At 47.8% G+C, this 23,615-nt stretch carries 21 protein-coding genes and 1 riboswitch; of the genes, 15 read left to right on the plus strand and 6 right to left on the minus strand.

Annotation, left to right across the window (positions count from 1 at the left end; translation table 11 throughout):
• Window positions 1-29: 29 nt before the first annotated feature.
• On the plus strand, window positions 30-242 hold the full coding sequence (locus tag MKX59_RS01900) for a cold-shock protein (protein ID WP_023990889.1): 213 nt from the start codon (window positions 30-32) through the stop codon (window positions 240-242).
• A gap of 155 nt (window positions 243-397) precedes the next feature.
• Here MKX59_RS01900 and MKX59_RS01905 read toward each other — a convergent pair whose 3' ends face one another.
• From MKX59_RS01905 to MKX59_RS01915, 3 genes are all read right to left on the minus strand, one after another.
• On the minus strand, window positions 398-1,411 hold the full coding sequence (locus MKX59_RS01905; protein WP_023990888.1) for a substrate-binding domain-containing protein: 1,014 nt from the start codon (window positions 1,409-1,411) through the stop codon (window positions 398-400).
• A gap of 246 nt (window positions 1,412-1,657) precedes the next feature.
• Window positions 1,658-2,857, minus strand: a complete 1,200-nt coding sequence (locus MKX59_RS01910; RefSeq protein WP_028540814.1) for a glycoside hydrolase family 130 protein — start codon at window positions 2,855-2,857, stop codon at window positions 1,658-1,660.
• Entirely contained in the window at window positions 2,854-4,029 is a 1,176-nt protein-coding gene (locus tag MKX59_RS01915; protein WP_076264537.1) for an AGE family epimerase/isomerase, read from the minus strand. The genes MKX59_RS01910 and MKX59_RS01915 overlap by 4 nt, the downstream gene beginning before the upstream one ends.
• Window positions 4,030-4,264: 235 nt before the next feature.
• Here MKX59_RS01915 and MKX59_RS01920 point away from each other — a divergent pair, with 235 nt between their 5' ends.
• The 13 genes from MKX59_RS01920 to MKX59_RS01980 all read left to right on the plus strand — a co-directional run bounded on the left by MKX59_RS01920 (window position 4,265) and on the right by MKX59_RS01980 (window position 18,223).
• A complete protein-coding gene (locus MKX59_RS01920) occupies window positions 4,265-5,575 on the plus strand; it encodes an ABC transporter substrate-binding protein (protein WP_076264536.1) in 1,311 nt (436 codons plus the stop codon).
• A 75-nt stretch (window positions 5,576-5,650) separates the two neighbouring features.
• A complete protein-coding gene (locus tag MKX59_RS01925; protein WP_053326360.1) occupies window positions 5,651-6,535 on the plus strand; it encodes a carbohydrate ABC transporter permease in 885 nt (294 codons plus the stop codon).
• Window positions 6,536-6,537: 2 nt separating this feature from the next.
• Window positions 6,538-7,371, plus strand: coding sequence for a carbohydrate ABC transporter permease (locus MKX59_RS01930; RefSeq protein ID WP_028540810.1), 834 nt, complete (start codon window positions 6,538-6,540; stop codon window positions 7,369-7,371).
• 60 nt (window positions 7,372-7,431) lie between these two features.
• Entirely contained in the window at window positions 7,432-8,481 is a 1,050-nt protein-coding gene (locus MKX59_RS01935) for a glycoside hydrolase family 130 protein (RefSeq protein WP_076264535.1), read from the plus strand.
• A gap of 11 nt (window positions 8,482-8,492) precedes the next feature.
• Window positions 8,493-9,452 carry an acetylxylan esterase gene (locus tag MKX59_RS01940; RefSeq protein WP_023990881.1) on the plus strand — a complete coding sequence of 320 codons (960 nt, stop codon included), beginning with the start codon at window positions 8,493-8,495 and terminating at the stop codon, window positions 9,450-9,452.
• 57 nt (window positions 9,453-9,509) lie between these two features.
• Window positions 9,510-9,609: riboswitch (purine riboswitch) on the plus strand.
• A 69-nt stretch (window positions 9,610-9,678) separates the two neighbouring features.
• Window positions 9,679-10,857, plus strand: a complete 1,179-nt coding sequence (locus MKX59_RS01945; RefSeq protein WP_023990880.1) for an MFS transporter — start codon at window positions 9,679-9,681, stop codon at window positions 10,855-10,857.
• A gap of 80 nt (window positions 10,858-10,937) precedes the next feature.
• Entirely contained in the window at window positions 10,938-11,081 is a 144-nt protein-coding gene (locus MKX59_RS01950; protein ID WP_340857481.1) for an RAxF-45 family protein, read from the plus strand.
• A 103-nt stretch (window positions 11,082-11,184) separates the two neighbouring features.
• A complete protein-coding gene (abc-f, locus tag MKX59_RS01955; protein ID WP_340857482.1) occupies window positions 11,185-13,260 on the plus strand; it encodes a ribosomal protection-like ABC-F family protein in 2,076 nt (691 codons plus the stop codon).
• Window positions 13,261-13,604: 344 nt separating this feature from the next.
• On the plus strand, window positions 13,605-14,333 hold the full coding sequence (locus MKX59_RS01960) for an ABC transporter ATP-binding protein (RefSeq protein WP_340857484.1): 729 nt from the start codon (window positions 13,605-13,607) through the stop codon (window positions 14,331-14,333).
• A complete protein-coding gene (locus tag MKX59_RS01965) occupies window positions 14,330-15,130 on the plus strand; it encodes an ABC transporter permease (RefSeq protein WP_316244390.1) in 801 nt (266 codons plus the stop codon). The genes MKX59_RS01960 and MKX59_RS01965 overlap by 4 nt, the downstream gene beginning before the upstream one ends.
• A gap of 153 nt (window positions 15,131-15,283) precedes the next feature.
• On the plus strand, window positions 15,284-16,516 hold the full coding sequence (locus tag MKX59_RS01970; RefSeq protein ID WP_340857486.1) for an ABC transporter substrate-binding protein: 1,233 nt from the start codon (window positions 15,284-15,286) through the stop codon (window positions 16,514-16,516).
• A gap of 16 nt (window positions 16,517-16,532) precedes the next feature.
• Window positions 16,533-17,399: a carbohydrate ABC transporter permease gene (locus tag MKX59_RS01975; RefSeq protein ID WP_053326352.1), complete on the plus strand. Its 867-nt coding sequence runs from the start codon at window positions 16,533-16,535 to the stop codon at window positions 17,397-17,399.
• Window positions 17,399-18,223 carry a carbohydrate ABC transporter permease gene (locus tag MKX59_RS01980; RefSeq protein ID WP_023990874.1) on the plus strand — a complete coding sequence of 275 codons (825 nt, stop codon included), beginning with the start codon at window positions 17,399-17,401 and terminating at the stop codon, window positions 18,221-18,223. Before MKX59_RS01975 ends, MKX59_RS01980 begins: the two co-directional genes overlap by 1 nt.
• Window positions 18,224-18,331: 108 nt before the next feature.
• Here the strand turns inward: MKX59_RS01980 and MKX59_RS01985 are convergent, their stop codons facing one another.
• From MKX59_RS01985 to MKX59_RS01995, 3 genes are all read right to left on the minus strand, one after another.
• Complete coding sequence (locus tag MKX59_RS01985) at window positions 18,332-20,017, minus strand: DUF4179 domain-containing protein (RefSeq protein ID WP_340857488.1); 1,686 nt, start codon at window positions 20,015-20,017, stop codon at window positions 18,332-18,334.
• Window positions 19,977-20,537, minus strand: a complete 561-nt coding sequence (locus tag MKX59_RS01990) for an RNA polymerase sigma factor (protein ID WP_068939055.1) — start codon at window positions 20,535-20,537, stop codon at window positions 19,977-19,979. The genes MKX59_RS01985 and MKX59_RS01990 overlap by 41 nt, the downstream gene beginning before the upstream one ends.
• A gap of 285 nt (window positions 20,538-20,822) precedes the next feature.
• Window positions 20,823-21,830 (minus strand): acrylyl-CoA reductase family protein, encoded by a 1,008-nt coding sequence (locus MKX59_RS01995; RefSeq protein WP_068939053.1) that lies wholly within the window; start codon window positions 21,828-21,830, stop codon window positions 20,823-20,825.
• A 357-nt stretch (window positions 21,831-22,187) separates the two neighbouring features.
• On the opposite strand from MKX59_RS01995, the gene MKX59_RS02000 reads away from it, so the two are divergent.
• Window positions 22,188-23,597 carry an MATE family efflux transporter gene (locus tag MKX59_RS02000; RefSeq protein WP_023990870.1) on the plus strand — a complete coding sequence of 470 codons (1,410 nt, stop codon included), beginning with the start codon at window positions 22,188-22,190 and terminating at the stop codon, window positions 23,595-23,597.
• Window positions 23,598-23,615: the final 18 nt, after the last annotated feature.

The following is a 23,615-nucleotide window of genomic DNA, read 5'->3' on the forward strand; positions in this document are numbered from 1 at the left end:
TACCCTATAAAAACCGAGGGGGGATATAGATGTACAGACGCCAGGCCCCGGAAATCATTCCAGAGGAAAATACGGCTATTTGGTCGTGTACAAACGAGGGTTGCAACGGTTGGATGCGAACGGATTTCACCTTTTTGAACGAGCCAGCTTGTCCACTTTGCCAAGCCTCGATGGGGCAAGAAATGCGGATGCTGCCGATTCTCAATCGGGCGGGCAATTCCTTTGTCGCCCAGCGCTCCTAATCCAGGATTTTGCAAAATCTACAATTGAATGTGAGTACGATGATCACACTGCAGAATTTATGAACGTCAAAAGCCGCTCCAGCGACATGCTGAGCGGCTTTTGGTTGTGGAAATTAGAGTAGGGGTGACCTGTCCCCAAGTAAGGTATGCATTGATCATGGTCTCTGGATGGGCTGCACGGAATCACGATATACAATATGTCCCTGCACCAGGACTCGACCAAAGCGGCTACCGGGATGGCTTATTTTTTTCATCATCGAATCAATCGCGGTACGTGCCATCTGCTCGATGTCTACTCCGACCGTGGTCAGTTGCGGAACAATAAGAGTGGCGTATACATCGTTGTCAAAGCCGACCACAGAGCAGTCTTCAGGTACGCGGTATCCCAGACCAATGAGCTTATGCACCAGATTGTGAGCGACCTGATCGCAGTTACATACAAAGGCAGTTGGTAGCGGCTGAGGAAGCTCCATTTCAACATAAGTACCTTCGTCGTCCCGGTCACTGAGCACCCACTCGTTACGGAGGGGCAACCTGTGCTCCAGCAAGGATTTATAGTAGCCGAGGAAACGATCCTGAATACTACTGGTGGAATAGATATTACCCACATATGCAATATCCCGGTGTCCCTGGGCGATCAAATAGTTGGTCAGCTCGTAGGCTCCGTAAAAATTATCCGTCACCACGGAGTCGATATCGGCATGCTCATCATAAAAATCGAGAAACATTTTGGGTAGGTCCATGGTTTGTACAAGCTCAATATATGGCTTGCTCACTTGGCCCAGGAGAATGAAGCCGTCCACCTTGCGGTCGTAATAGATACGTGGCAGATTAAGCTGTTCTTCGTCTTCGCGATGGAGGATGTGAAGGATACCGTAGTAGCCGTATGGCTCCAGTGCCCGTGAAATTTGCTGGTAGATGTGCAGATAAAACGATTGGCCAGGGCCGGTAAAACGTTCAGGGATGACAACACCAATGTTATAGGTGAGGCCCTCCTTCATGGACTTGGCAACGGTATTGAAACGATAACCCATTTCTCCTGCGAGCGTCTTAATACGCTCTTTTAGCTCCTCGCTAACCCCATCCTTGTCATTGAGCGCCTTCGACACGGTCACGCTGCTTACTCCCAGCTTATCTGCAATATCCCGCATCGTTACGTTGCTCTTCATTCCTGTTCCGCCTTCCAATTTTAAAAAGATAAGCATTTTGCCTAATCCAGAGAATGGATGCAAAATGCTGGGGAATATATCAGTAGCTTAGCCGCCTGTAAAAATCCAAAAGACTTAGCAGGGTTGCTGTCCTGTAAAGATACAAAGACTGGCAGCATGGCTGCCCATAGACAACTGTTAGCCTGCGGGTAACAGTTGTTCTATGGATAGTATACATGGTTCCGCAAGCAGGATAAAGCCTGCGGCTTATGTCCGCTGGGAAGGACGGGAGTGTGCTTGCAATAGCGCTTCATTGTGATGAATTAGTTCACGACGAACAGCGGCGCTGCTGAGAGAGCGCAACGGGTCGGATGGTGTATTGAAGGTGTAGTCCTCCAGTCGAGCGATGGTGGTCGTCGCTACGTGGATACGGGTATCACTGGATGCGTAGTAAATAAAGACTTCATCTTGTTCGTTAACGACTGCCCCATTGCAAAAAATAACATTCGAAACGTCGCCCACGCGTTCCTCATCATAAGGAGCCAGAAAGTGCCCGCCGGGCTTAGCGATGACGCGCGTAGGGTCTTCCAGACTGGTGGCAAAGGTATACAGCACATACCGCAGCCCAGCGGCCGTATTGCGTACCCCGTGAGCGATATGAATCCAGCCGCGACTGGTTTTGATCGGGGCAGGGCCCTGACCATTCTTGGCTTCGTACACCGTATGATAACAGCGCTCATCAATGACGGTTTCGTGTTCAATCACGGGTTGTGTAATATCTTTGCACAGGCCGAAGGCGATGCCTCCGCCTGAACCGGTGGAAATAAACCCGTCCTGGGGACGAGTATAGAAGGCATATTGACCGTCCACAAATTCAGGGTGCAGGACAACGTTGCGCTGCTGTGGGGATTGGGTAGTGATGTTGGGAAGCCGGGTCCATGTACGAAGATCACGAGTACGGACCAGTCCGGCCTGAGCGACAGCACTGGAGGTATCGTGAGGTGGTGCGTCAGGGTCTTTTTTCTCTGAGCAATAAATACCGTAAATCCAGCCGTCCTCATGCTTCACCAGCCGCATATCGTACATATTTGTTTCTTCTGGGTCGATATCCTCCCATACTAGGGGGGCGTCAATGAATCGAAATTGATCAATGCCGTTATCGCTCTCTGCTAAAGCGAAAAATGATTTTCGATCCAGTCCCTCGGTACGCGAAACAAGAATGTATTTTCCTTCATGATAGATTGCCCCTGGATTCAATGCCGCATTTACACCCAGCCGCTCCATGAAAAAGGGATTAGTTTGCGCATCCAGATCAAACCGCCAGTGAAGTGGAACATGATGGCGTGTGAGCACTGGATAGAGGTAGCGTTCGTAGATACCATTATAAAAGGTAGTTTTAACCTCATTGGGGCGTGTAATCAGTTCCTCTTGCTGCAACCGCAGCTCATTGTATTTGCTATGGATCATTGGTTTTCCATCCTTTCTAGCATTTCTATGCAAAATCGGCTGTTGTGATAAGGGCACTTCCAGGGTCCTGCAATCTCTCTCGCATCAGGCTTACCATCCGCTTGAACTGACCAGAACCATTCGCCTCCGGGGCGCGGATCGATGATATATTGCCGGGTATAGGACCATAGATTTTTCACAATTTGCAAAAAACGTTCGTCTTTTGTACGTTGAAACGCATTGTAAAAACCAACCATCCCCTCGGCCTGTACCCACCAGATACGTGAGGTGTCTACTCGCTCTCCTTCCCGCTCATTGATGAGCGATCCGTCTGGCTGAACAGCGCGCTCTGCTACCGCATTGGCAATATCCATCACCATATCCACGTATTCTGACGGGTAATAACCCAGCACACTCATAGCGTCCTCAATCAACCAGCTGGCTTCGATGTCGTGACCATATGAGGTCAGGTCAAGCAGAGAGCGCCATTCACGGTCGAAGAATACCCCCAATCGTCGGGCAGAAGCATCGTAAACACGATGATATAAAATATCCAGTACGTTCGTCAGCGCATTTCGAACCTCTTCATTTGGCCAGACGCGCAGCAATTGGGTATACGCCTCCAAAACATGAATATGCGTATTCATGGTGATATGCGCGGTAACCCCATTTTCGCTGAGTAGCTCATTAGGCTGCGTGTTCCACAAGCGGTCATATTGTTCGCCGTATGCCTGTCGGGTGCGATCATATCCTTTTTGCTCCAGCAGATGGAACAGCTCCATAGCTAGTGGTAATGCATTCGGGTCGTCTGTGGCACGTGCATACTCTGCTATCGCATAGATCGCAAATGCCTGCGCGTATACATGCTTGCACGTGTCCACGGGTTGCCCGGTGTAGTCCACCATCCAGTACATTCCTCCATGTAATGGATCAAGCAGGTGATTCCGCAGGAATGTGAATGCATGTCGTGCGGCTTCTGCATAGGTATTTTCCCTTGTTGCACGGGCAGCCGCCGAGAATGACCAGAGTAGCCGTGCAGTGGCAATCCCGCCTTTGTCGGCTTGGTTATGAGTGTGCAGATCCACGTCCACCTCGCCGTAAAACCCACCGTGTGTCTCATCCTTCAGTCCAAGCCAGAATGGGAGTATGTGCTCCTTCCATTCCTGTCTAATTTCGTCCAGTAATGTTTCCAAGAGACAAAGCCTCCTTCGGAAAATGAATTATTAGGTTATCGTTAACTTTACAGGATTATCATATCTAGCTGTTTGTAAACTGTCAACCATGCTAAATTGGTGTTTTTTTATAAGATGTGACCCATTCCACTTTACAAAAAGAATATTGCAATTGACATAGTAAGCGCTAACATAATAAAATGATTTTGTTACTTTAACGATAACCTTATTCGAAAACAACAGGAGGAGTCGTCTCATGAAGTTGTCCAAGGTTTTGATGTCATTACTATCCGTGGTTTTGTTAGCGGGGCTGTTTACTGGCTGTACCTCAAAGAAGGATGAGCCAGCTGCCAGCTCTGATCCGAAGGGTGTGGAAGGTGAAATTACGGTTATCACACAGCGGACTGATATTGTGGATACCGTATTTCAGGATTACGCCAAGGAATTTAACAAACTTTATCCGAACGTGAAGGTCAATTTTCAGGCATTGGCCGATTATGAGGGTCAAATTAAAATCCGTATGGGGACCAGGGATTATGGAGATGTTTTGCTGATTCCTGGCAGTATTCCAGTTGAAGAGCTGCCCAACTTTTTCGAGCCGCTGGGTACTTATGAGGAGATGAAAAACAAGTATACCGGCCTTGAAGAACGTACGGTGGATCATAACAGCTACGGTATTCCGATTGCGATGGTTTACTCTGGTGTGATTTATAACAAAAAGGTGTTCAAGGACGCAGGAATCACGCAGCTTCCCAAAACACCGGACCAATTCTTAACAGCGTTACAGCAGATTAAGGACAAAACCAAGGCAGTGCCGCTGTTTACGAACTATGCCTCTGGTTGGGCACTGACCCAGTGGGAGTCTAGTCTGGCAACATTGGCGGGTACGAAGGAATACGTGAATATCACACAGCCGAATACAGATGACAATTTCACGAAAGGCCAGCCCCACTATGAACTGTATAAGGTCCTGTACGATGCAGCTAAAAAAGGCCTGATTGAAAAAGATCCAACGACTACGGATTGGGAGACCTCCAAGGCGGATCTCGCTCAAGGCAAAATCGGTGCGATGGTACTTGGCTCTTGGGCGATTGACCAGATCAAAAGCACAGCTCCTAACAAGGAAGATATCGGTTTTATGCCTTTCCCGACGAATGCCTCGAAGGTACTTGTACCGCTAGCGGGTGATTTTAATCTCGGTATTAACGTAAACAGTGAAAATAAAGCGGCGGCCCGTGCTTGGGTGGACTGGTTTACCGAAAAGTCCAACTATGCTGTAGAGCAGGCAGGCAGTATTAGTCCGCTGAAGGGTGCCCCAATGCCTAGCATTTTGAAGCAATACGAAGATCAGGGAGTCGTTTTTGAAACGCTTACTCCGTCTCAAAAAGGACAGGAAGGAATTGTTGATAAAATAGACAAAATGGGCGAAATTGGTTTGTGGCAGCCTGATTTCAAGAAACGCATTATTGAGGCAGCGGTTGGTAACCGCCCGGAATCGTATGACGCCATTATGAAAGACCTGAACGATGCATGGGTGAAGGCGCGTGCTGAAGTGGCTGCAAAGTAAGCAAAATAGCCATCTGAACTGACGAAAAAAAGGATCGACGTAGCAGTCGATGGACGGATAGCCAGGAGGTGCAGCATGTTAAAATTTTCGAATCTCAGCTACTCCAAACAAAGATTGGCGATTATTGTTGCCTTTTCATTTATTCCGCTAGCGCTGCTGATCACTTTTGCGTACTTGCCGGTGATCAATATGTTTAAATACAGCTTTTCGGACTGGAACGGCTATAGTAAGCGTCTGGAATATGTGGGTTTTGAAAACTATATCAAAATCTTTACCGACCCCGAGTATTTCTCGGTGTTTAAGGTCAGTCTGTATTACTTTGTAGCCACGTTTGTACAGATGGGTCTGGCCCTTTATTTTGCAACCATTCTCAGCTTTCAGACCTGGTTTAAAAATTTCTTTAAAGGCGTTTTATTTTTTCCTTCCCTAATGAACGGGGTGGCCATTGGTTTTATTTTTCTTTTCTTTTTTAAGCCAGACGGCACGCTCGATACCCTGCTTCAGGCAGTGGGGCTGGGTTCGTATGTCAAGCTGTGGCTGGGCAACCCGGAGATTATCAATATTTCGCTGGCTGGCACGTCGATCTGGAGATACATGGGCTTTAACTTTATTGTGTTTCTGGGTGCGATTTCTTCCATATCCAGTGATTTGTATGAAGCAGCCGATATCGATGGAGCCAACCGCTGGCATCAGTTCCGCTCAATTATTTTGCCGAGCATCAAGCGGATTTTGCAGTTGAATCTCATCTTGGCAATTAGCGGTGCGGTCAGTGCATTCGATATTCCGTATATTATGACCGGTGGCTCCAACGGTAGCGAAACATTCGTCATTCAAACGCTTGATGTGGCATTCAAATACAGCAAGGTCGGTTTGGCCTCGGCGATGGCGGTTGTTCTGCTGCTGATCGTAATCGCTGTTACGCTGCTTCAACGGTTGCTAATTCGGGGAGAGGAGGACTAATCATGTATAAGCTGAAAATAATACTGGCTAGCAGCATCAAGTATGCGGCGCTACTACTAGGTGCGTTCATTGCACTGCTGCCGATTGTCGTCATTTTGTTTGCATCTTTGAAGACGAAGACTGAATATGCGGCAACCAGTCCTCTGACTCCCCCCGTGAACTGGCTGAATTGGGCTAACTATACCAAAGCCTTTATTAACGGAAATATGCTGACCGGATTTGTGAACACAGCTTTTATCCTGTTGATTTCGATCATCGGAGCCACATTAACGGGTTCCATGATCGCGTATATTTTGAACCGTTTTAAATTTAAGGGCAAAAGTCTTATGCTCGGAGCGTTCCTGCTCGCGACCCTCATTCCGGGGGTAACGACTCAGGTATCGACATTTCAAATTATCAACAAGCTGGAGCTGTTTAACACGCCTTGGGCGGCAATCTTGCTGTATTTGGGAACGGATATTATTGCGGTGTATATTTTTCTGCAATTTCTGGATTCCATTGCGGTGGCGCTAGATGAATCAGCCATGCTGGATGGGGCCTCCTATCTGACGATCTACTGGCGCATTATCTTGCCCCTGCTGAAGCCTGCCATTGTGACGGTGATCATTATCAAAGGCGTTAATATTTACAACGACTTTTACACCCCGTTCCTGTATATGCCCAAAACAAGCCTTCAGGTTATATCGACGGCGCTGTTCAAGTTTAAAGGGCCATATGGCTCGCAATGGGAAGTTATTAGCGCGGGCATTATCATTGCCATTATTCCGACGCTGATTGCGTTTTTATCATTACAAAAATATATCTATAACGGATTCGCGCAGGGTTCAGTGAAATAGAATAACGGCGAAATAGAAAAATGATGAGATCAAGTATCTCGGTGAGAGGAGAATATACGTATGAGTAAATTGAATGTGGATTTGGATGTAGGTGACGTACGAATTGTGGGAGAAAGTCTGTCGAAAATGCCGTGGCAGGATAAGCCGGAAGGTAGCGAGGCTCCGGTGTGGAGGCATACTGAAAACCCAGTCATTGGACGCAATCCGGTGCCGGGTATTGCCCGTATTTTCAACAGTGCAGTAGCTCCGTATGAGGGACGGTTTGTAGGGGTATTCCGGGCTGAAACGATTAATGGACGTCCGCATTTGCATCTAGGCTGGAGTGACGACGGGTTGGCTTGGGACATTGAGACAGAACGTCTGCATTTGGTCGATGAGGAAGGAAGCGATTACCAGCCTAATTATGCTTACGATCCGCGTCTGGTCCGCGTGGAGGATACGTATTATATCATCTGGTGTACAGATTTTTACGGTGCAGCGTTGGGGATAGCACAAACAAAGGATTTTAAAAGCTTTGTACGATTGGAAAATCCGTTCCTGCCGTTTAATCGCAATGGTGTGCTGTTGCCCCGCAAGCTAAACGGAAACTTTATGTTGCTATCCCGTCCGAGCGACAGCGGACATACACCGTTTGGCGACATTTTTCTAAGTGAAAGTCCTGACTTGGTCTATTGGGGCAAGCACCGTCATGTCATGAGCAAGGGCGGACAGGGCTGGTGGCAATCGGTAAAGATTGGCGGCGGACCGGCCCCGATTGAGACGACCGAGGGTTGGCTGATGTTCTACCACGGGGTGACGGGCACGTGCAATGGGCTGGTATACAGTATGGGCGTAGCCGTTCTTGACCTGGATGATCCTTCTAAAGTTAAATATCGTTCCTCCAATTTCGTGCTGACCCCGGAGGAATGGTACGAAGAACGGGGCTTTGTGCCGAATGTGGTGTTCCCGTGTGCTACGCTGCATGATGCGGACACCGGGCGGATTGCGATTTATTATGGAGCCGCTGACACGTATGTAGGTATTGCATACACGACAGTGTCTGACATTATGAAGTATGTTATCGCAACGGATGAAGTGGTCGCAGACGACCGTGAGTCGGGCCGGATGTAGGAGGAACTTGAATGCCAGAGGATATGTCTTTACAGCAATTGCAGTCATATATGGGGAGTAACCCGAAGCCGCCGGACTTTGACGCATACTGGGAACGGGCATTACAGGAGCTGGAGCGGCAGCCGCTTGATTATACACTGGAGCCTGCTGATTTTGTCTCTCCGATGGTGGAGTGTTACCATCTATATTTTACTGGAGTGGGCGGAGCGAAGGTTCATGGGAAGCTGGCTCGTCCTAAGCACCTTACGGAACAAGGTCCAGCGTTGGCCATGTTTCATGGATATTCCTGCGACAGTGGTGACTGGTTCGACAAGGTGAGCTATGCGGCACACGGATTCACCGTGCTGGCTATGGATTGCCGGGGGCAAGGAGGGCTATCAGAGGACAATTTGCAGGTTCAAGGAACGACGGTTCGCGGCCATATCATCCGGGGGATTGACGACCCGGACCCGGATCGGATGTATTACCGCAATGTATTTTTGGATACCGTGCAGACGGTACGCATTCTGATGTCTATGGAGCAGGTCGACCCTGAACGGATCGGCGCATTTGGCTGCTCCCAGGGAGGGGCCTTAACGGTTGCCTGCGCTGCATTGGAGCCACGTGTCCGTATGGCAGTTCCGGTATATCCATTTCTGTCGGACTATAAAAGAGCTTGGGCGCTGGATGCCACTACATCTGCATATGAAGAACTGGTTTATTATTTTCGTTGGTTTGATCCGAATCATATGCGCGAGGAGGAGCTCTTTCACCGACTAGGCTACATTGATATTCAACATTTGGCAGATCGTATTCGTGGTCGTGTGTTGTTTGTGACAGGGCTGTCGGACACCATCTGTCCACCCTCCACGCAGTTTGCGGTGTACAATAAAATCGTATCAGACAAGGAAATACTCCTGTATCACGAATACGGTCATGAGTATCTACCCTATCTGTCGGATCGTGCCATGAGCGAATTTTTGCGGCTGTAGGGGGTTGAACTTAGCCACAGGCTCCTTTATAGTAATAGCTATAACCTTCGTGAATGCGTAATAAATGAATGCCCCATTTGTATAACCTCAATAATATGGTTTGAGGGTCTCTACCAGGAACCGATAAATCCTGATTACAAAAAGTGTACGTCTTGTACATTTCTTGTGGTCAGGATTTTTTTGCGTAATACGAGGGAATTTACATGACAGCAAAGGAGCTAATGTAATGAACTTCAAAGTAGTTATTTTAACGATTGCGACCTTTACGGTGGGTTTGGTGGAGCTGATTATCGGTGGCGTGCTACCCCAAATTGCACAGGATTTGAATGTCTCCGTAAGCACGGCAGGACAGCTTATTATGATCTATGCGCTCGTGTATGCTATTGCTGGGCCAACTTTGTTGGCGTTGACCGCCAAAATTGAACGAAAACGACTGTACCTGTGGTCGATGTTTATCTTTATTCTGGGAAGTCTGCTGGCCTTCTGGAGTCCGAATTATGCTGTCTTGTTTGTATCCCGTATCGTTACCGCTGCAAGCGGGTCGCTGATCGTGACATTGTCACTGACCATTGCAGTCAAAGTGGTGTCCAAGGCTTATCAGGCCCGTGTCCTTGGTGTCATCTCCATGGGGGTTAGCTCCTCCATCGTTCTAGGTATTCCAGCCGGGGTGCTGATTGGAAATGCGTTTGGCTGGCGGGTGCTTTTCCTGATCATTGCCTTGTTGACGGTCGTTGCTATGATCGTTATCAACTTGTTTATGGAGCGGATTCCGACGGAACATGTTGTGCCTATGCGCGATCAGCTGAAATCCTTAAAAAATGTTAAAGTCATCAGTGCTCATCTGGTGACCACGCTGACACTGGCGGGCCATTACACGTTATATGCGTATTTCACTCCATTTTTAGAAAATATGATGGGCTTAAACGCTTCGTGGATTAGTGTGGCCTATTTTGTCTTTGGGCTGGCGGCAGTGAGCGGCGGATTTATTGGCGGCTCTTTGGCAGATCGGTTCGGCACAGCGAAAAGTATTCTAGTCGTCGTAGGCGTGTTTATCGCCGTGATGTTCTTGCTGCCATTCTCAATCCACTCGATTTATGTATTTGCGCCACTACTGATCATCTGGGGCATACTGAGTTGGGCCTTGTCGCCCCCGATGCAAAGTTATCTTATTGAAAATGCACCCGAATCGGGTAGTATTCAGCAAAGCTTTAATTTCTCCGCACTCCAGGTCGGGATCGCTCTCGGTTCTGCCTTGGGAGGAGTAGTGATTGAAAATAGTGAATCTGTTGCCACGAACGCTTGGGTGGGTGGGGCATTTGTGATTGTTGCTTTTGTCTGCGGCGTATTTTCGATTACCAGAGCGGGGACATCGCAGGCTGTCAGAGGGCACCACTCTGTTTCATAATTTGCTGGACCATCGCCCTCTTTTATAATGCGAGCAAACATGTTATACTACACACAATTATGAAGAAGGAGGTGAGGTAGGTGAATCACGAGATGCTGAACAACCGTATTAGCCAGCTGCCGATTGCTATGGCTGGCATTGTTCATGCTTTTCTATACAACGGGAGAAGTCTGTCCAATTTTAATCATACGGTTGTAAACATCGCGAGAAGACGCCTACCTTAACTCGAACGGATTGCTGTATCTTCCGAAGAGTCGCGGGGTTGCTCCTGCGGCTCTTTTTGTGTTACCCAGGTAAGGGTCTTCCTAAATAAAGGAGAGCCTGAACATGTATATAGTAAACGGTCAACAATTGAAAAAATACCACGCTGCCAATCTGATTTTGGATGGTGCATCGTTTGATATCCACACAGGAGAAAAGGTGGGACTCATCGGCCGCAACGGAAGCGGTAAAACCACCCTATTACGCCTAATCGCACGTTTGTCCCGCCCGGATGAAGGGCAGCTCGTCATCGCCAAGGATACGAAAATCGGCTATTTACCGCAAATTCCGGCGGAGTTTGAGAGTTTTACTGTGTACGAAACGCTGGCTTACGCCTATCGTGAGCTGAAGGATTGCCGCAATCAGATGAGCACACTGGAACGGGAAATGTCAGATCCGGTTGTGGCAGCAGACGTAGGCCTTCTGGAGAAGCTGCTGCAATCGTATGCTGCCTTGCAGGAACGGTTTGAGCGCAACGGCGGCTATGAAATGGATGCAAATATTGATCAGGTAGCGGATGGTCTGCGTATTCCCAAAGGAATGTATACGCGCAGCTTCGGCTCGCTGTCAGGTGGAGAGAAAACAAAAATAGCGCTGGCATCACAGCTCATCGGGCGGCCGGATTTGTTGCTGCTGGATGAGCCGACCAACCATCTGGATTTGAAGGGGCTGGAATGGCTGGAGCAATTTTTGCAGGGCTACACAGGTGCATGTGTGGTTGTGTCCCATGATCGTTATTTTCTGGATCGGGTCGCCGTTAAAATGATTGAGCTTGAGGATGGCGAGGCGTTTACGTATTATACGAACTACAGCGGCTATGTTAAGGAAAAGGAAGAACGATTGCTACTGCAATTTGAAGATTATAAGGAACAGCAAAAGCGGATTAAAAAGATGAAAGAGGCCATTCGGCGTTTTGAAGAGTGGGGGCGCAATGGCGACAACGAAAAGTTTTTCAAAAAAGCAGCCTCCATTCGTAAGGCGTTGGAGCGTATGGAGCTGGTGAAGCGGCCTGTATTGGACCCGCAGGGGGCGGAATTTCACTTAAAGCTGGAGGATCGTTCCGGTCGCCGGGTGCTACAGTTTGAAGAAATCGTTAAAGCCTATGGAGAGCGTCAGATATTAAACGGGGCAACGGGCAGCCTGGAATTCGGTGAAAAGGTGGCCTTGCTGGGCGATAACGGTTCAGGCAAAACGACGCTGCTCAAGTTGCTGCTTGGTCAGGAAAGCGCGGATGCAGGCACGGTCCAGTGGGGTGCGCGCGTGGAGTATGGATATTTGGCGCAGCAAGAGAGAGAACGGAATAGCCGGGCGACTGTGCTTGCTTACTTCAAGGAGGAAGCAGGGGTGGAAGAAGGTGAGGCACGCGGGCTGCTAGCGAAGTATTTGTTTTACGGTGCCGATGTGTTTAAGCCCGTGAGCATGCTGTCCGGTGGCGAATGGTCCCGCTTGCGGCTGGCGTTGCTGGTCATGAAAAAGCCAAATTTGTTGGTGCTGGATGAGCCGACGAACCATCTGGACATTGACTCACGCGAGGCGCTGGAGGAAGCGTTAGACACCTACACGGGAACGGTACTGGCGATTTCACATGACCGCTATTTTGTGAATAAGCTGGCAGGACGCGTGTGGGAGCTGGAGGCTGGAAAGCTGACCTTTTATCTGGGCAGCTTTGATGAGTACCGAGCGAAGAAGCGGGAGATGGAAAACGCTCGTCTACAGAGCGAGGGGGGTACCGGGACGCGCCCGACATCTGCAAGCAGAGCCGCATCCGGTGGCGGCTCAGGCTCGGGCACAGCTGCACATTCCAGTGCAGCGAGCAATGGCACGGGGCCGGCTGCGCATACGGAAGCGACTGCGGGAGCCGATGCGAGCCGTGCACGCTCAAATCGCTTGGGCTCGCCCGCTGCCGGGTCTGGAGCCCGCGAAGCGAAGGCCGCGAAGCCATCACGCACGCCCGCTGCATCCAGCGAGCGGTTGGAGCGGGCCATCGCCGCCAAAGAAGCAGAATTGGCGGCGGCGGATACCGAGCTGGAGCTGCTCGGCACAAGCGGCAATACGATCCACATGGCGGAGCTGTGGGATGCGCGTGAGCGGTTGCAAGCCGAGCTGGACACGTTGCTCGGCGAGTGGGTTGAGCTGGAGTAGGTGACAGGCTAGTAGTTACTGGCTAGAAAACAGTTTATTTTATATAGAGGGTAGCCCTGAGGTAGAACGTTTACTGAAGGGCTACCTTTTTTGCAGTGAAAAGACAAAGATATCATCACAAAAATTAATGACCATTAATTAAGATAAATGGTATTGATGTATTATTGTTATTATATTTTACATATAAAGAAAGTTGTTTGCATTTCGCAACATATGATAGTTTTTAAATTGAATAAACAATATGAGTCATTGTTAAATGAAGTTTGTTTTATCCATCATGATCTTACATATCAAATGCACGCGTTGGAACTATGTTGTGATTTGTTATGGATGGAGGGAATAGTATGTCGGACTCCTTACTGGAGGTCAGTCAGGTAACGAAAAAAATGGGAAAAAGGCACTTGTTAGACCGTGTTTCTTTTAAGCTTCAGAAAGGGAAGATATATGGATTCATCGGACCTAGTGGAGCTGGTAAAACCACAATGATGCGAACCATGACCGGATTAATGCAGCCAACCAGCGGTTCTGTAAAGATAGCCTCATATGATGTACAGACGGATCGGGAAAAGGCGCTGTCCAAGGTGGGGGCTATTATTGAATCTCCGGTCTTTTTTGATTATATGACAGGCAGGCAGGTTTTGCGCAATTTGTCACGGTTACACTTTGAGATTGCGCCCTCAGATCGGGAGACACATATTGAAGAGTTGCTTACAAAGGTGAGGCTGGAAACACGGGGAGATGACAAGGTGAAAACCTATTCGCTGGGAATGAAGCAAAGGCTAGGTATTGCGCAGTCCATGCTGGGGACTCCTGAGCTTTTATTGCTGGATGAACCGTCCAATGGGCTTGATCCTATGGGAATGCAGGAGCTGAAAGATATTGTGCTTCAGCTACGTGATTCAGCGAATTATGCCTTTTTTATCTCCAGTCATCTGTTGGATGAACTGCAACAGATGTGTGACGAACTCATTGTTATCAAAGAGGGCAGGCTAGTTTGGCAGGGACCTACTGATCAATTAGTAGAGGACGGCCAACGGCTAGAGGATGCTTTTATGGGATTGATGGGACTATGAAATCATTAATATACAGCGAGTTCGAGCGATTGTGGAGACGAAAGTGGTTCTGGCTCATGGTATTATGTATACCGATTCTAGCCTGTTCGACAGGAGTATATTTTTTGCGCACGATGAAGGTTCCTGTAGAGGTATTATCCTTAAACTTTGTCGTTACTGGTCTGCGTGAGAATTTGTTTTTAGTATGCAACATAGCTGTGGCTGCTTTAGCTGCTGCTGTATACACAGAGGAATTTCGAAGCGGGCAACTGCGTTTGTTATTTATGCGCCGATTTACCCGCGGACAGATTTTCTGGAGTAAGCTGCTGGTTTTAAATGTTACTATTTTGCTTCTTCTCATTGTATTTGCAGTATCCTCGCAGGTGATCGTTGAAGTATGGACTCTTTCATATGATGTAAGTGATGCGGGGCTGTCCGGATCTCAAGGACTGCAGATGCTTAAATACTATGGTTGGGCGCTTGCCTCATTATTAGCAATAAGCTCCTTTTATTGTTTTATCGCTATGTATAGCAAAAGTGTAACGTATGCTATCGGTGTTTGTATGGTTTACAATCTGGGCTCTTTGTTGTTTGATTCATTGTATTTAAAATTGGTCTCTTTTGTTTCTCATATCCCATACCTATACAATGTGATCGCATTTATGGTTATTCCATATATGCAGCATACAGGATTAGATAGGTCCTTAATCGGGAATTCGTCTGTGGATAGGGCGATTATCACCGTGGTTAGTCTATATCTTATCTTTTTTACTTGGGGCGCATACCGCCGTTTTGTGACTGATGATTATCTGTATTAGGGGCATCCGTAGCCTGAACATCATAAAAGTAAAAGAAAGATCCAACCGACCGCTTGAGGTCAGTTGGATCTTTTATCGTTTCTTTTCCATAAGGGACGGGTATTAATTGTCTAGTCCCGCATAGATTGACATAGGGGAAAAGGAGGTATGAGAATGTGGAGTTGGGTCAAAAAGTTGTCTACACTGGCGGCGATCCTTTTGTTGGTTGTTTTTGTAAGCGCATGCAACAAGGGCGATGCTTCAGGTAAGGTAAAAATTGAGTTTTTTCAAAACAAGCCGGAGGCCAAGGGTTCATTCGATAAGCTAATCTCTCAATTCAATCAGGAACATCCCAGTATTGAAGTGACACAGGTCAACCCGCCAGAGGCAGAGACCGTGTTATTGACCCGGGTTGTCAAAAACGATGTACCTGACATTGTGGGGCTTGGGGCCACAGATACCTACTCCATTTTGGCACAAAGCGGTATTTTTACGGATCTGGCGAATACAGAATTGCCACGTACGATTGACCCGATTTACCTCAAAATGCTTAAGGATGTGACCGGGGTCGATCCCGTGTATGGAATTCCTTATGCTGCGAATGCGAATGGTGTGATGTATAACAAAACGCTTTTTAAGGAAATGGGATTACAGGTGCCTAAAACGTGGGATGAGCTGATTGCAACGGCGCAAAAGATCAAGGCTGCTGGGAAAATCCCGTTCTATTTTACATATAAAGATGATTGGCAAACGAACCTCCCCTTTAATGCCCTGGGCCCGAATCTGGTGGGCATTGATTTTTTCCTGCAACGGCGTGAAAATCAGGTCACCTTTCAGGACAAGTACCGCGAGGTTGCTGAAAAGCAGCTGGAGCTATTGAAATACGGACATGGTGATAATTTTGGCAAAAACTATGCCGACGGTAATCGTGCCTTCGCTAACGGGCAGGGATTGATGTACATTCAGGGCTCGTGGGCCATATCTGAAATTCGCAAAGCCAATCCGAAAGTGGAGCTTGGTTTTTTCCCATTACCGACAGGGAATGACGAAAAGGCGGTCAAACTGGTGTCCGGTATAGATACGCTCTTGGCCGTATCGGAGAGCACTCCGCATAAAAAGGAAGCCGAGGAGTTCATTGCCTTCTTGTTGAAGCCGGAGAACAGCAAGCAATACATTACAGAGCAAACGCTGTTTTCGGCGGTGAAGGGAGTTACGCAGGATGATCCGAGTGTGGCGGAGCTGTTGCCTTATTTTAAATCGGGCCGCGTCATTGATTTTGCCGATCACTATATTCCCAAAGCGGTCCAATTGAATTCTATTGTGCAGGCCTTCCTGCAAAACAGAGACATCGACGCTTATTTGGCCAAGCTAGACAGTGAGTGGAATAAGGTAGCTAACCGCCGATAGGAGAGGAGGAGGAGACATGAATAAGCGACTAACGACTTTTTACTGGATGACGGTGCCAGCGGTGCTATTGTTTTTTGTATTTTTGACCTTGCCTGCCTTGCAGGGCTTTTATTATTCGCTTACGAACTGGAACGGCTTTGGTCATCAGTATCACTTTGTCGGGTTTAAGAACTATATTAATTTGTTTCAGGACGACAATGTGGGGAACGCCTACTGGTTTACTTTTAAATTTGCGATTGTGGTTACCATTGCGACTAATATCCTTAGTTTGCTGATTGCGCTTGGGCTGAATGCTAAAATACGGTTTCGTAACTTTTTCCGCGGTATTTATTTTCTGCCTAATATTTTGAGCGTGCTAATCGTGGGTTACATATTCAATTACTTGTTCTCGAACGTGTTTACGATTTGGGGGCAAAATTTAGGTATTACCTCATTGTCGACGAACATTTTGGGCAGCGAACAACTGGCTTGGGTGGGGGTTGTCATCGTAGCTGTATGGCAGGGGATTGCCTTTAATACGATTCTCTATCTGGCCGGGCTGCAAACCATTCCGACAAGTCTGTATGAGGCGTCCAATTTGGACGGTGCGGGTAAATGGCGCGAATTCTGGAGCATTACCTTTCCGTTAATTGCACCGTTTTTCACGATTAATATGGTATTGGCGATGAAAAATTCCCTGATGGTGTTCGATCAGATCGTGGCTTTGACGAATGGCGGGCCGGGACGAGCCACCCAGTCGATTTCCCACCTGATATACACCGGGGGATTTAGAGGCGGAGAATTTGCTTATCAGTCGGCTAACTCTGTTATTTACTTTATTGTGATCGCGATCATTTCCATCTTACAGCTGCGATTCCTCCAGAGAAGGGAGATGGATAACTGATGAAAACAAGCAGACGTACCAACTGGCCTGTGCTGCTTCTGGTAGCGTTGGGGACAATATTTATTCTGTTTCCCCTCTATATGACGGTGACGATAGCACTTAAAAATCCCGAGCAGATGGCGCATTCCGCCTTTGCCTTTCCGACCGAGCTGCATTGGGAGAATTTTAGTCGTGCAGTGGAAATGACCAACTTCTTCAGCGCTTTTCAGAACAGTGTGATGGTCACGACATCGACGGTCATACTCACTTTGCTAACCAATTCGATGGTCGCTTATGCGATTGCCCGTAATATGCAGCGACGCTTTTTTAAGGGATTATATTTTTACTTTGTGAGCGCCATGTTTATACCGTTCCCGATCATCATGCTGCCGATTGTAAAACTGGCCTCGGGCCTTCATATGACTAATCTGTTGGGTCTTATTATGCTGCATACGGTGTATGGTTTGGCGTTTAATGTCTTCGTGTATGTCGGTTATATTCGCTCCATTCCGGTGGCATTGGAAGAGGCAGCCACGGTAGATGGTGCGACGACATGGGGTACTTTTTGGCGCATTATATTCCCGCTGATGGCGCCGATTAGTGCTACGGTGGGAATTCTCACTTGTCTGTCCACATATAACGACTTCCTGCTGCCGCTCATTATTATCAGCGATGCAGAGCAGTATACACTGCCGCTCGTTCAGTATGTGTTCCAGGGGCAGTTCAATACCGACTTTAATCTGGCTTTTGCTTCGTACCTGATGGCCTTGCTGCCGATGATTATTGTCTATCTGATTGCACAAAAATGGATTATCAATGGCGTTACGCAAGGTTCTGTGAAGTAGGGCGGGAGTCAATCGTCTCAGGCAGACTGTGCCTTACTAGGAAAATAAAAAGGGGTTCCCTATACCACGGTTCACACAGGTATAGAGGACCCTCTTTTTATAACATTGCTATTTAGATGCTTTGCTGTTGCTTGTCAGAGGCCGCAAGGGTATGGTTGTCTCTGCTTCTGGGTCGTCCGTTGTATAATAGAACATATAGATAGAAGCTTCCTTCCCTTTGAAGTTCTTGTAGACATCCACTGCCTTGTTATTGCCGTCTCCGGCGAAATTGGCTGTGATTGGCTTGCCGATAATCCGTTCTTTACCCAGGCCAATATGCGTCTGGTTAATCCCTCCAAAGTGAGCATCCTCGCTTTCGGTTTCTACGAATAAGTCCGATCCCTGTTTGTAGTAGGTCCACTTCACAGGATAGCCACCGATTTGCGTCGTTAGCGTCTGCCTTTGCTCAGAAATATCAGTTAAACGCTGTGGCGTTTTGTCATCCGAATGGGTCGTAACTTTGTATTTGCCTGTAAAAGTAACAGGAGTGTCCTTGGTAATCACAAGATTGGACGGTCGTTCAAAACGAATTGTGTTCAGATCGTGTTCCTGATCAGGTGAAGACCAACGACTACCCTCTAACGTTGTGCCGTTCACAGAAAGAAAGTACTTTTGATAAGGTAACATGGCGAATTTCTTTTCGCTTCTGATCGTGACACGGATTTGTGTAGGTGTGACAATCATTTGTTCTAGCGTAAAATTTCGATTGCCGTTCTCCAATGGGGTGTTCAGCACGCTTTTAATCGTCCCACTTTCCATTTTCTTCTTGCTTAGCTGCAGATCAAAGTTTATGGGTTCATGTATACTTTTCTCAGTTTGTGCATATTGCAGTTTGAAAGTAGTCTGTCCTTCCGGTATATCTGCTTTAGAAAAATATTGCTGTGCTGTATACTCCCCGTTATCTCCGGGTTTGCCAAAAGCCCCTCCAGGCTGCGACATCACAGGCTCGCCGCCTCTATAAGCAACAATTTGCGGATTATCCCATCTCTTGGGTATCGACGAATCGAAGGTAATTGCCGAGGACAGCATCAGCTTATCCTTCCCTTGTTCAAATACCTGCACTTTCATATCTTGTAAGCCATTACGATCCAGCTTGAACGTCTGCATCTGAGACGATGTGATATCGAGCGGCAATTCCAGTTCTTGAACGCTGGTGAGCTCAATATGATCTACGGTCAGCCGCACGTTCTCTGTTTCTTGCTGCGGTGTCCAGTCACTTTCAAAGTACCCGTTGTACCGTTGATTTTTCGGGTCCCATTGTTGAAAGCTATACTCGCCCGCACTGCTTTTCCCCGCAGCACTTTTAAGTGATACGCCTTTGACATTCCAAAACTCGTTCTCTGCTCGTTTTCCGACCTCCAAGCTGTACAGAATCACGGTCCGGTTCTCATCGACAATAGCGGTATGTAGCGTCAGCTTCACTCCGTCTCTGGTTACGGATTGCTCCAAGGGCTGTCCAAGATCTTGATTTAGTGCCGTCTGAATGCCGCTTCTTCCGTGCAGCAGATCGCCCCAATTATAGTGGATGGCGGCATAGACGGGAACGGCAACGAGAAGTGCACTCAGAGAGGCGGCGATAGCTATTTTGCGCCAATTTCTGTGTCGGTGAGGAGTGAATGAATCGGAAGTGTCGGTTAGCGTAGGGGCAGTATGCCCTGTCTGTTCCATCCGGTTCCACATCTCATCGAAGTCAGGATAGGCCATCTCCGAATCATCATTTAACTTGCGCTTCAATGCCTTTTCTACGTTGTTCATAGTTCTCTCCTTCCATCTCGGGAATTTGTACCCCTGCATCCCGCAGTATTTGCTCCAATAACTTTATTCCTTTGTGATTCCTCGATTTGACGGTTCCTAGCGGAATTTCCAGCAGTTTTGATATTTCCGCCAGCGTGAAATCATGCATATAGCGGAGTGTCAGCACAGCGCGGATTTTGGCTGGAAGACGATTCATATAAACGGCCCATTCCTCTGCCGATTCGCGTTCTTCCACCAGCCTGTCTACAGGCTTACCTTCCGCCCTGCTAAATAGATAGGGATTAGCCGATACCTTCAAATGCAGGCTTTTCTGGCGTTTAAGGTAATTCAGACAATGATTGACCGTAATCTTCATAATCCAGGCTTTTAGTTGTTCGATCTGTTCACGATTGCTGCGAAACAGGATGATAAACACTTCCTGTGTTAAATCCTCTGCATCCGATGCATTATGTACCATGTAGTAGCAGGTTCGGTATACATCTCGTTGATACAAATCAAACAACTCTCGATTACTCTCCAATGATGTGCTCTCCTTTCTCGTGCAGTTTATCTATATAACAACTGAGGTCCTCAAAAGGTTCATTTGGTTGCGAAAAGTAAACCGTCTGCTTCAAATGTACCATGATGTATCTATGTTGTTTGCTCATCTATGGATAAGGAAGTAGCAATAAACGAAAAGAAGCCTGTAAATCTCAAAAAATGCAGATTTACAGGCTTCTTACATTTTCCGAAGCTAGAGCTTACGGAATGAACATTCCTTCACGCGAAACTGCGTTTACGGATTAGCTTGCGGACATACTTCTGCTTAGTCAACCAGCCGTACTAGCGTTCTTCCTTGCGAGCGGGCTGCAAGGATGTCTTCGAGCGCGCTTGGCAGGTCAGCGAATCCGACTTCGCGCTCAACGAGCTGCTCCAGCTGCTCCGGCTTCCATTCGCTGCCGAGTCGCTTCCAGATCGCTAGGCGGGTGTCGTATGGGCAGAAGACAGAGTCTATGCCCAGCAGACTTACGCCGCGCAAAATAAACGGCAGCACCGTCGTAGGCAGCTTGGTGCCTGCCGTCAGGCCGCTCACGGCTACAGAGCCATTGTAGGCGATTTGGCTGAGCAGCGAAGCGAGCGGCTTTCCGCCTACAGGATCAACAGCCGCTTGCCAAAGCTGCTTGCTCAGCGGGCGGATGCTCTCCGCACCGTCGTAGACCTCCTCGCGGGAAATGACCTCGGCTGCTCCGAGCGCCTTGAGGTAATCGTGAGCATCAGCCTTGCCACTGCTGGCTACGACATGATAGCCTCTCTTGTTCAGCAGGGCAATGGCTGCCCCGCCTACGCCGCCCGTCGCTCCGGTGACGAGTACCTTGCCCTGCTCCGGAGTAACGCCGTTTTGCTCCAGCCGATATAACGACAGGGCTGCGGTGAATCCAGCTGTCCCGAATATCATCGCCTCTCTCGGCGTGAGTCCGTCTGGAAGTGGAACCACCCAGTCCGCAGGCACACGTGCATATTGGCTGAATCCCCCGAATTGAGACACACCCAGCCCGTATCCGGTAACGAGCACCGCTTGTCCTTCGCTAAAGCGGCTATCCTCCGAAGAGACGACGGTTCCCGAGCAATCTATGCCTGGTACGAACGGATAGGATTTGACAATATTTCCATCCTTGCGGGCAGCAAGCCCATCTTTATAATTGATGCTGGAATAAGCGACACGAATCAATACTTCTCCAGCAGGTAAACTGCTAGCTTCCAGAGAACGTACCTCTGCTTGAACTTCACCGTCCTGCGTCTGATCGACGACAAGAGCTTGAAATGATTGAGTCATCTGTAAAAGCCTCCTTTATTACCTTTTAACCCTATGAATGTCCTATATATTCCATCTTTAATTCACAAATTATGCTTAGGAAGCATACAACAATCTTCACAACCTGTCAGCGGCAATGCTCACAGGCTCGTATTCTATTATACTCTTTAGCTCATAATTACGTCGAAAAGACCAGATTCCTGGTATATTCTTGCAATATTCTGTTTCAATAAAGTTCGATAATCAATTATAAAGAGGGTGATAAATGAATTCTTACGCATTTTGCAAATCATTTTACGTAAACGGGATGTATTTTCAGAATGACTGTGCTAACATACCTTTTGATCGTTAAATAAATCTATGAAGAAAGGTGAATGAATGACAACCAGAGCACTAAAAAAAGGTTCGGTATTGTCCGAAGCTAAGGAACTGAATTTGTTCCGTTTAACATGGCCTATTTTCCTTGAATTGTTTCTGTTTATGCTAATGGGGAGCGTCGACACGTTCATGATCAGTTCTGTATCTGATAATGCAGTGTCGGGTGTAGGCGCGTCCAATCAAATTATTTCAATTGCCATCCTTGTACTGGAGGTTATCGGCAACGGCGCTGCTATCGTCGTAGCTCAATATATCGGTTCTAAGAAACTAGTCGAAGCGGCCCAGGTTACAGGTACGGCCATTACGTTGAATTTGATGGTAGGTCTTTTACTTAGCGTAATTTTTCTTGTATTTGGTACGCACATGTTGCAATGGCTGAATGTCCAGGGTGAGATTCTGGCTTACGCGGAGTCGTATATGAGCATCGTCGGGGGTGCCATTTTTCTTCAAGCATTGATTAATGCGCTGGCGGCGACCATTCGTACACATGGTTTTACCAAAGAAACGATGTATGTATCGGTTTTTATGAACGTGATCCACGTGGTCGGCAACTATGTTTTGATTTTTGGGCATTGGGGAATGCCTGCACTTGGAGTAGAGGGGGCTGCTATTTCTACAGTAGGTAGCCGCTTTATTTGTCTCTTGATCTTCTTCTGGCTGATGTACCGGGTCACTGAGGTTCGTGTCGAGTGGAAATATTACGTCCAACTGTCCAAAAAGTTTATCTCTAAGATATTGCGCATTGGTGTACCATCCGCGCTGGAGTCCATTATGTATCAGTCGTGTCAGCTCATCTTCACACTGTACGTGACTTATCTGGGCGCAGAAGCAATGGCGACACGTCAATATGCGAATAATATTTCAAGCTATATTTACTTGTTCAGTATGGCAGTCGGTATGGGTACGGCTATTGTGGTAGGAAGGCTCGTGGGAGCCAGACAGAAGGATACTGCCTATAAACGTGTACTGACCAGTGTGAAATGGGCGTTGCTCGTGACCGTGATTATTGATGCGGTGGTCATCTTTTTCCGTGTTCCCTTGCTTGGTTTGTTCACGGAAAACCCTGAAATTATTCGTTTGGGAGCACAGGTCATTTTACTTAGCATTCTGCTAGAAACTGGCCGGACAACGAATATCGTCATTATTAACTCGTTGCGTGCTGCTGGAGATGCGAAGTTCCCGGTCTTTATGGGTCTGATCTCCATGGTCTGCATGAGCTTGCCGCTTGGTTATCTGCTTGTGTTCAAGCTGGACATGGGGCTCGCTGGTGTGTGGCTGGCGATTGCTGCTGATGAATGGACTCGTGCTGTCATCATGTATGCCCGCTGGAAAAGCCGATTATGGGAAAAGCATGCGCTGGTTGAGCACGATACACCAGATCAGTCTGCAACGCCCGTTCCAGCACACTGATCCGAGCAGTATTTATGG

The organism is Paenibacillus sp. FSL R7-0340 (genome assembly GCF_038002205.1).
Lineage (GTDB): Bacteria > Bacillota > Bacilli > Paenibacillales > Paenibacillaceae > Paenibacillus > Paenibacillus polymyxa_B.

Excerpts from the sequence above, each read along its gene's own strand:
- MKX59_RS01900 (WP_023990889.1), top strand. The coding sequence starts at position 30 with ATGTACAGACGCCAGGCCCCGGAAATCATTCCAGAGGAAAATACGGCT.
- MKX59_RS01905 (WP_023990888.1), bottom strand. The coding sequence starts at position 1,411 with ATGAAGAGCAACGTAACGATGCGGGATATTGCAGATAAGCTGGGAGTA.
- MKX59_RS01910 (WP_028540814.1), bottom strand. The coding sequence starts at position 2,857 with ATGATCCATAGCAAATACAATGAGCTGCGGTTGCAGCAAGAGGAACTG.
- MKX59_RS01920 (WP_076264536.1), top strand. The coding sequence starts at position 4,265 with ATGAAGTTGTCCAAGGTTTTGATGTCATTACTATCCGTGGTTTTGTTA.
- MKX59_RS01925 (WP_053326360.1), top strand. The coding sequence starts at position 5,651 with ATGTTAAAATTTTCGAATCTCAGCTACTCCAAACAAAGATTGGCGATT.
- MKX59_RS01930 (WP_028540810.1), top strand. The coding sequence starts at position 6,538 with ATGTATAAGCTGAAAATAATACTGGCTAGCAGCATCAAGTATGCGGCG.
- MKX59_RS01935 (WP_076264535.1), top strand. The coding sequence starts at position 7,432 with ATGAGTAAATTGAATGTGGATTTGGATGTAGGTGACGTACGAATTGTG.
- MKX59_RS01940 (WP_023990881.1), top strand. The coding sequence starts at position 8,493 with ATGCCAGAGGATATGTCTTTACAGCAATTGCAGTCATATATGGGGAGT.
- MKX59_RS01945 (WP_023990880.1), top strand. The coding sequence starts at position 9,679 with ATGAACTTCAAAGTAGTTATTTTAACGATTGCGACCTTTACGGTGGGT.
- abc-f (WP_340857482.1), top strand. The coding sequence starts at position 11,185 with ATGTATATAGTAAACGGTCAACAATTGAAAAAATACCACGCTGCCAAT.
- MKX59_RS01960 (WP_340857484.1), top strand. The coding sequence starts at position 13,605 with ATGTCGGACTCCTTACTGGAGGTCAGTCAGGTAACGAAAAAAATGGGA.
- MKX59_RS01965 (WP_316244390.1), top strand. The coding sequence starts at position 14,330 with ATGAAATCATTAATATACAGCGAGTTCGAGCGATTGTGGAGACGAAAG.
- MKX59_RS01970 (WP_340857486.1), top strand. The coding sequence starts at position 15,284 with ATGTGGAGTTGGGTCAAAAAGTTGTCTACACTGGCGGCGATCCTTTTG.
- MKX59_RS01975 (WP_053326352.1), top strand. The coding sequence starts at position 16,533 with ATGAATAAGCGACTAACGACTTTTTACTGGATGACGGTGCCAGCGGTG.
- MKX59_RS01980 (WP_023990874.1), top strand. The coding sequence starts at position 17,399 with ATGAAAACAAGCAGACGTACCAACTGGCCTGTGCTGCTTCTGGTAGCG.
- MKX59_RS01985 (WP_340857488.1), bottom strand. The coding sequence starts at position 20,017 with ATGAACAACGTAGAAAAGGCATTGAAGCGCAAGTTAAATGATGATTCG.
- MKX59_RS01995 (WP_068939053.1), bottom strand. The coding sequence starts at position 21,830 with ATGACTCAATCATTTCAAGCTCTTGTCGTCGATCAGACGCAGGACGGT.
- MKX59_RS02000 (WP_023990870.1), top strand. The coding sequence starts at position 22,188 with ATGACAACCAGAGCACTAAAAAAAGGTTCGGTATTGTCCGAAGCTAAG.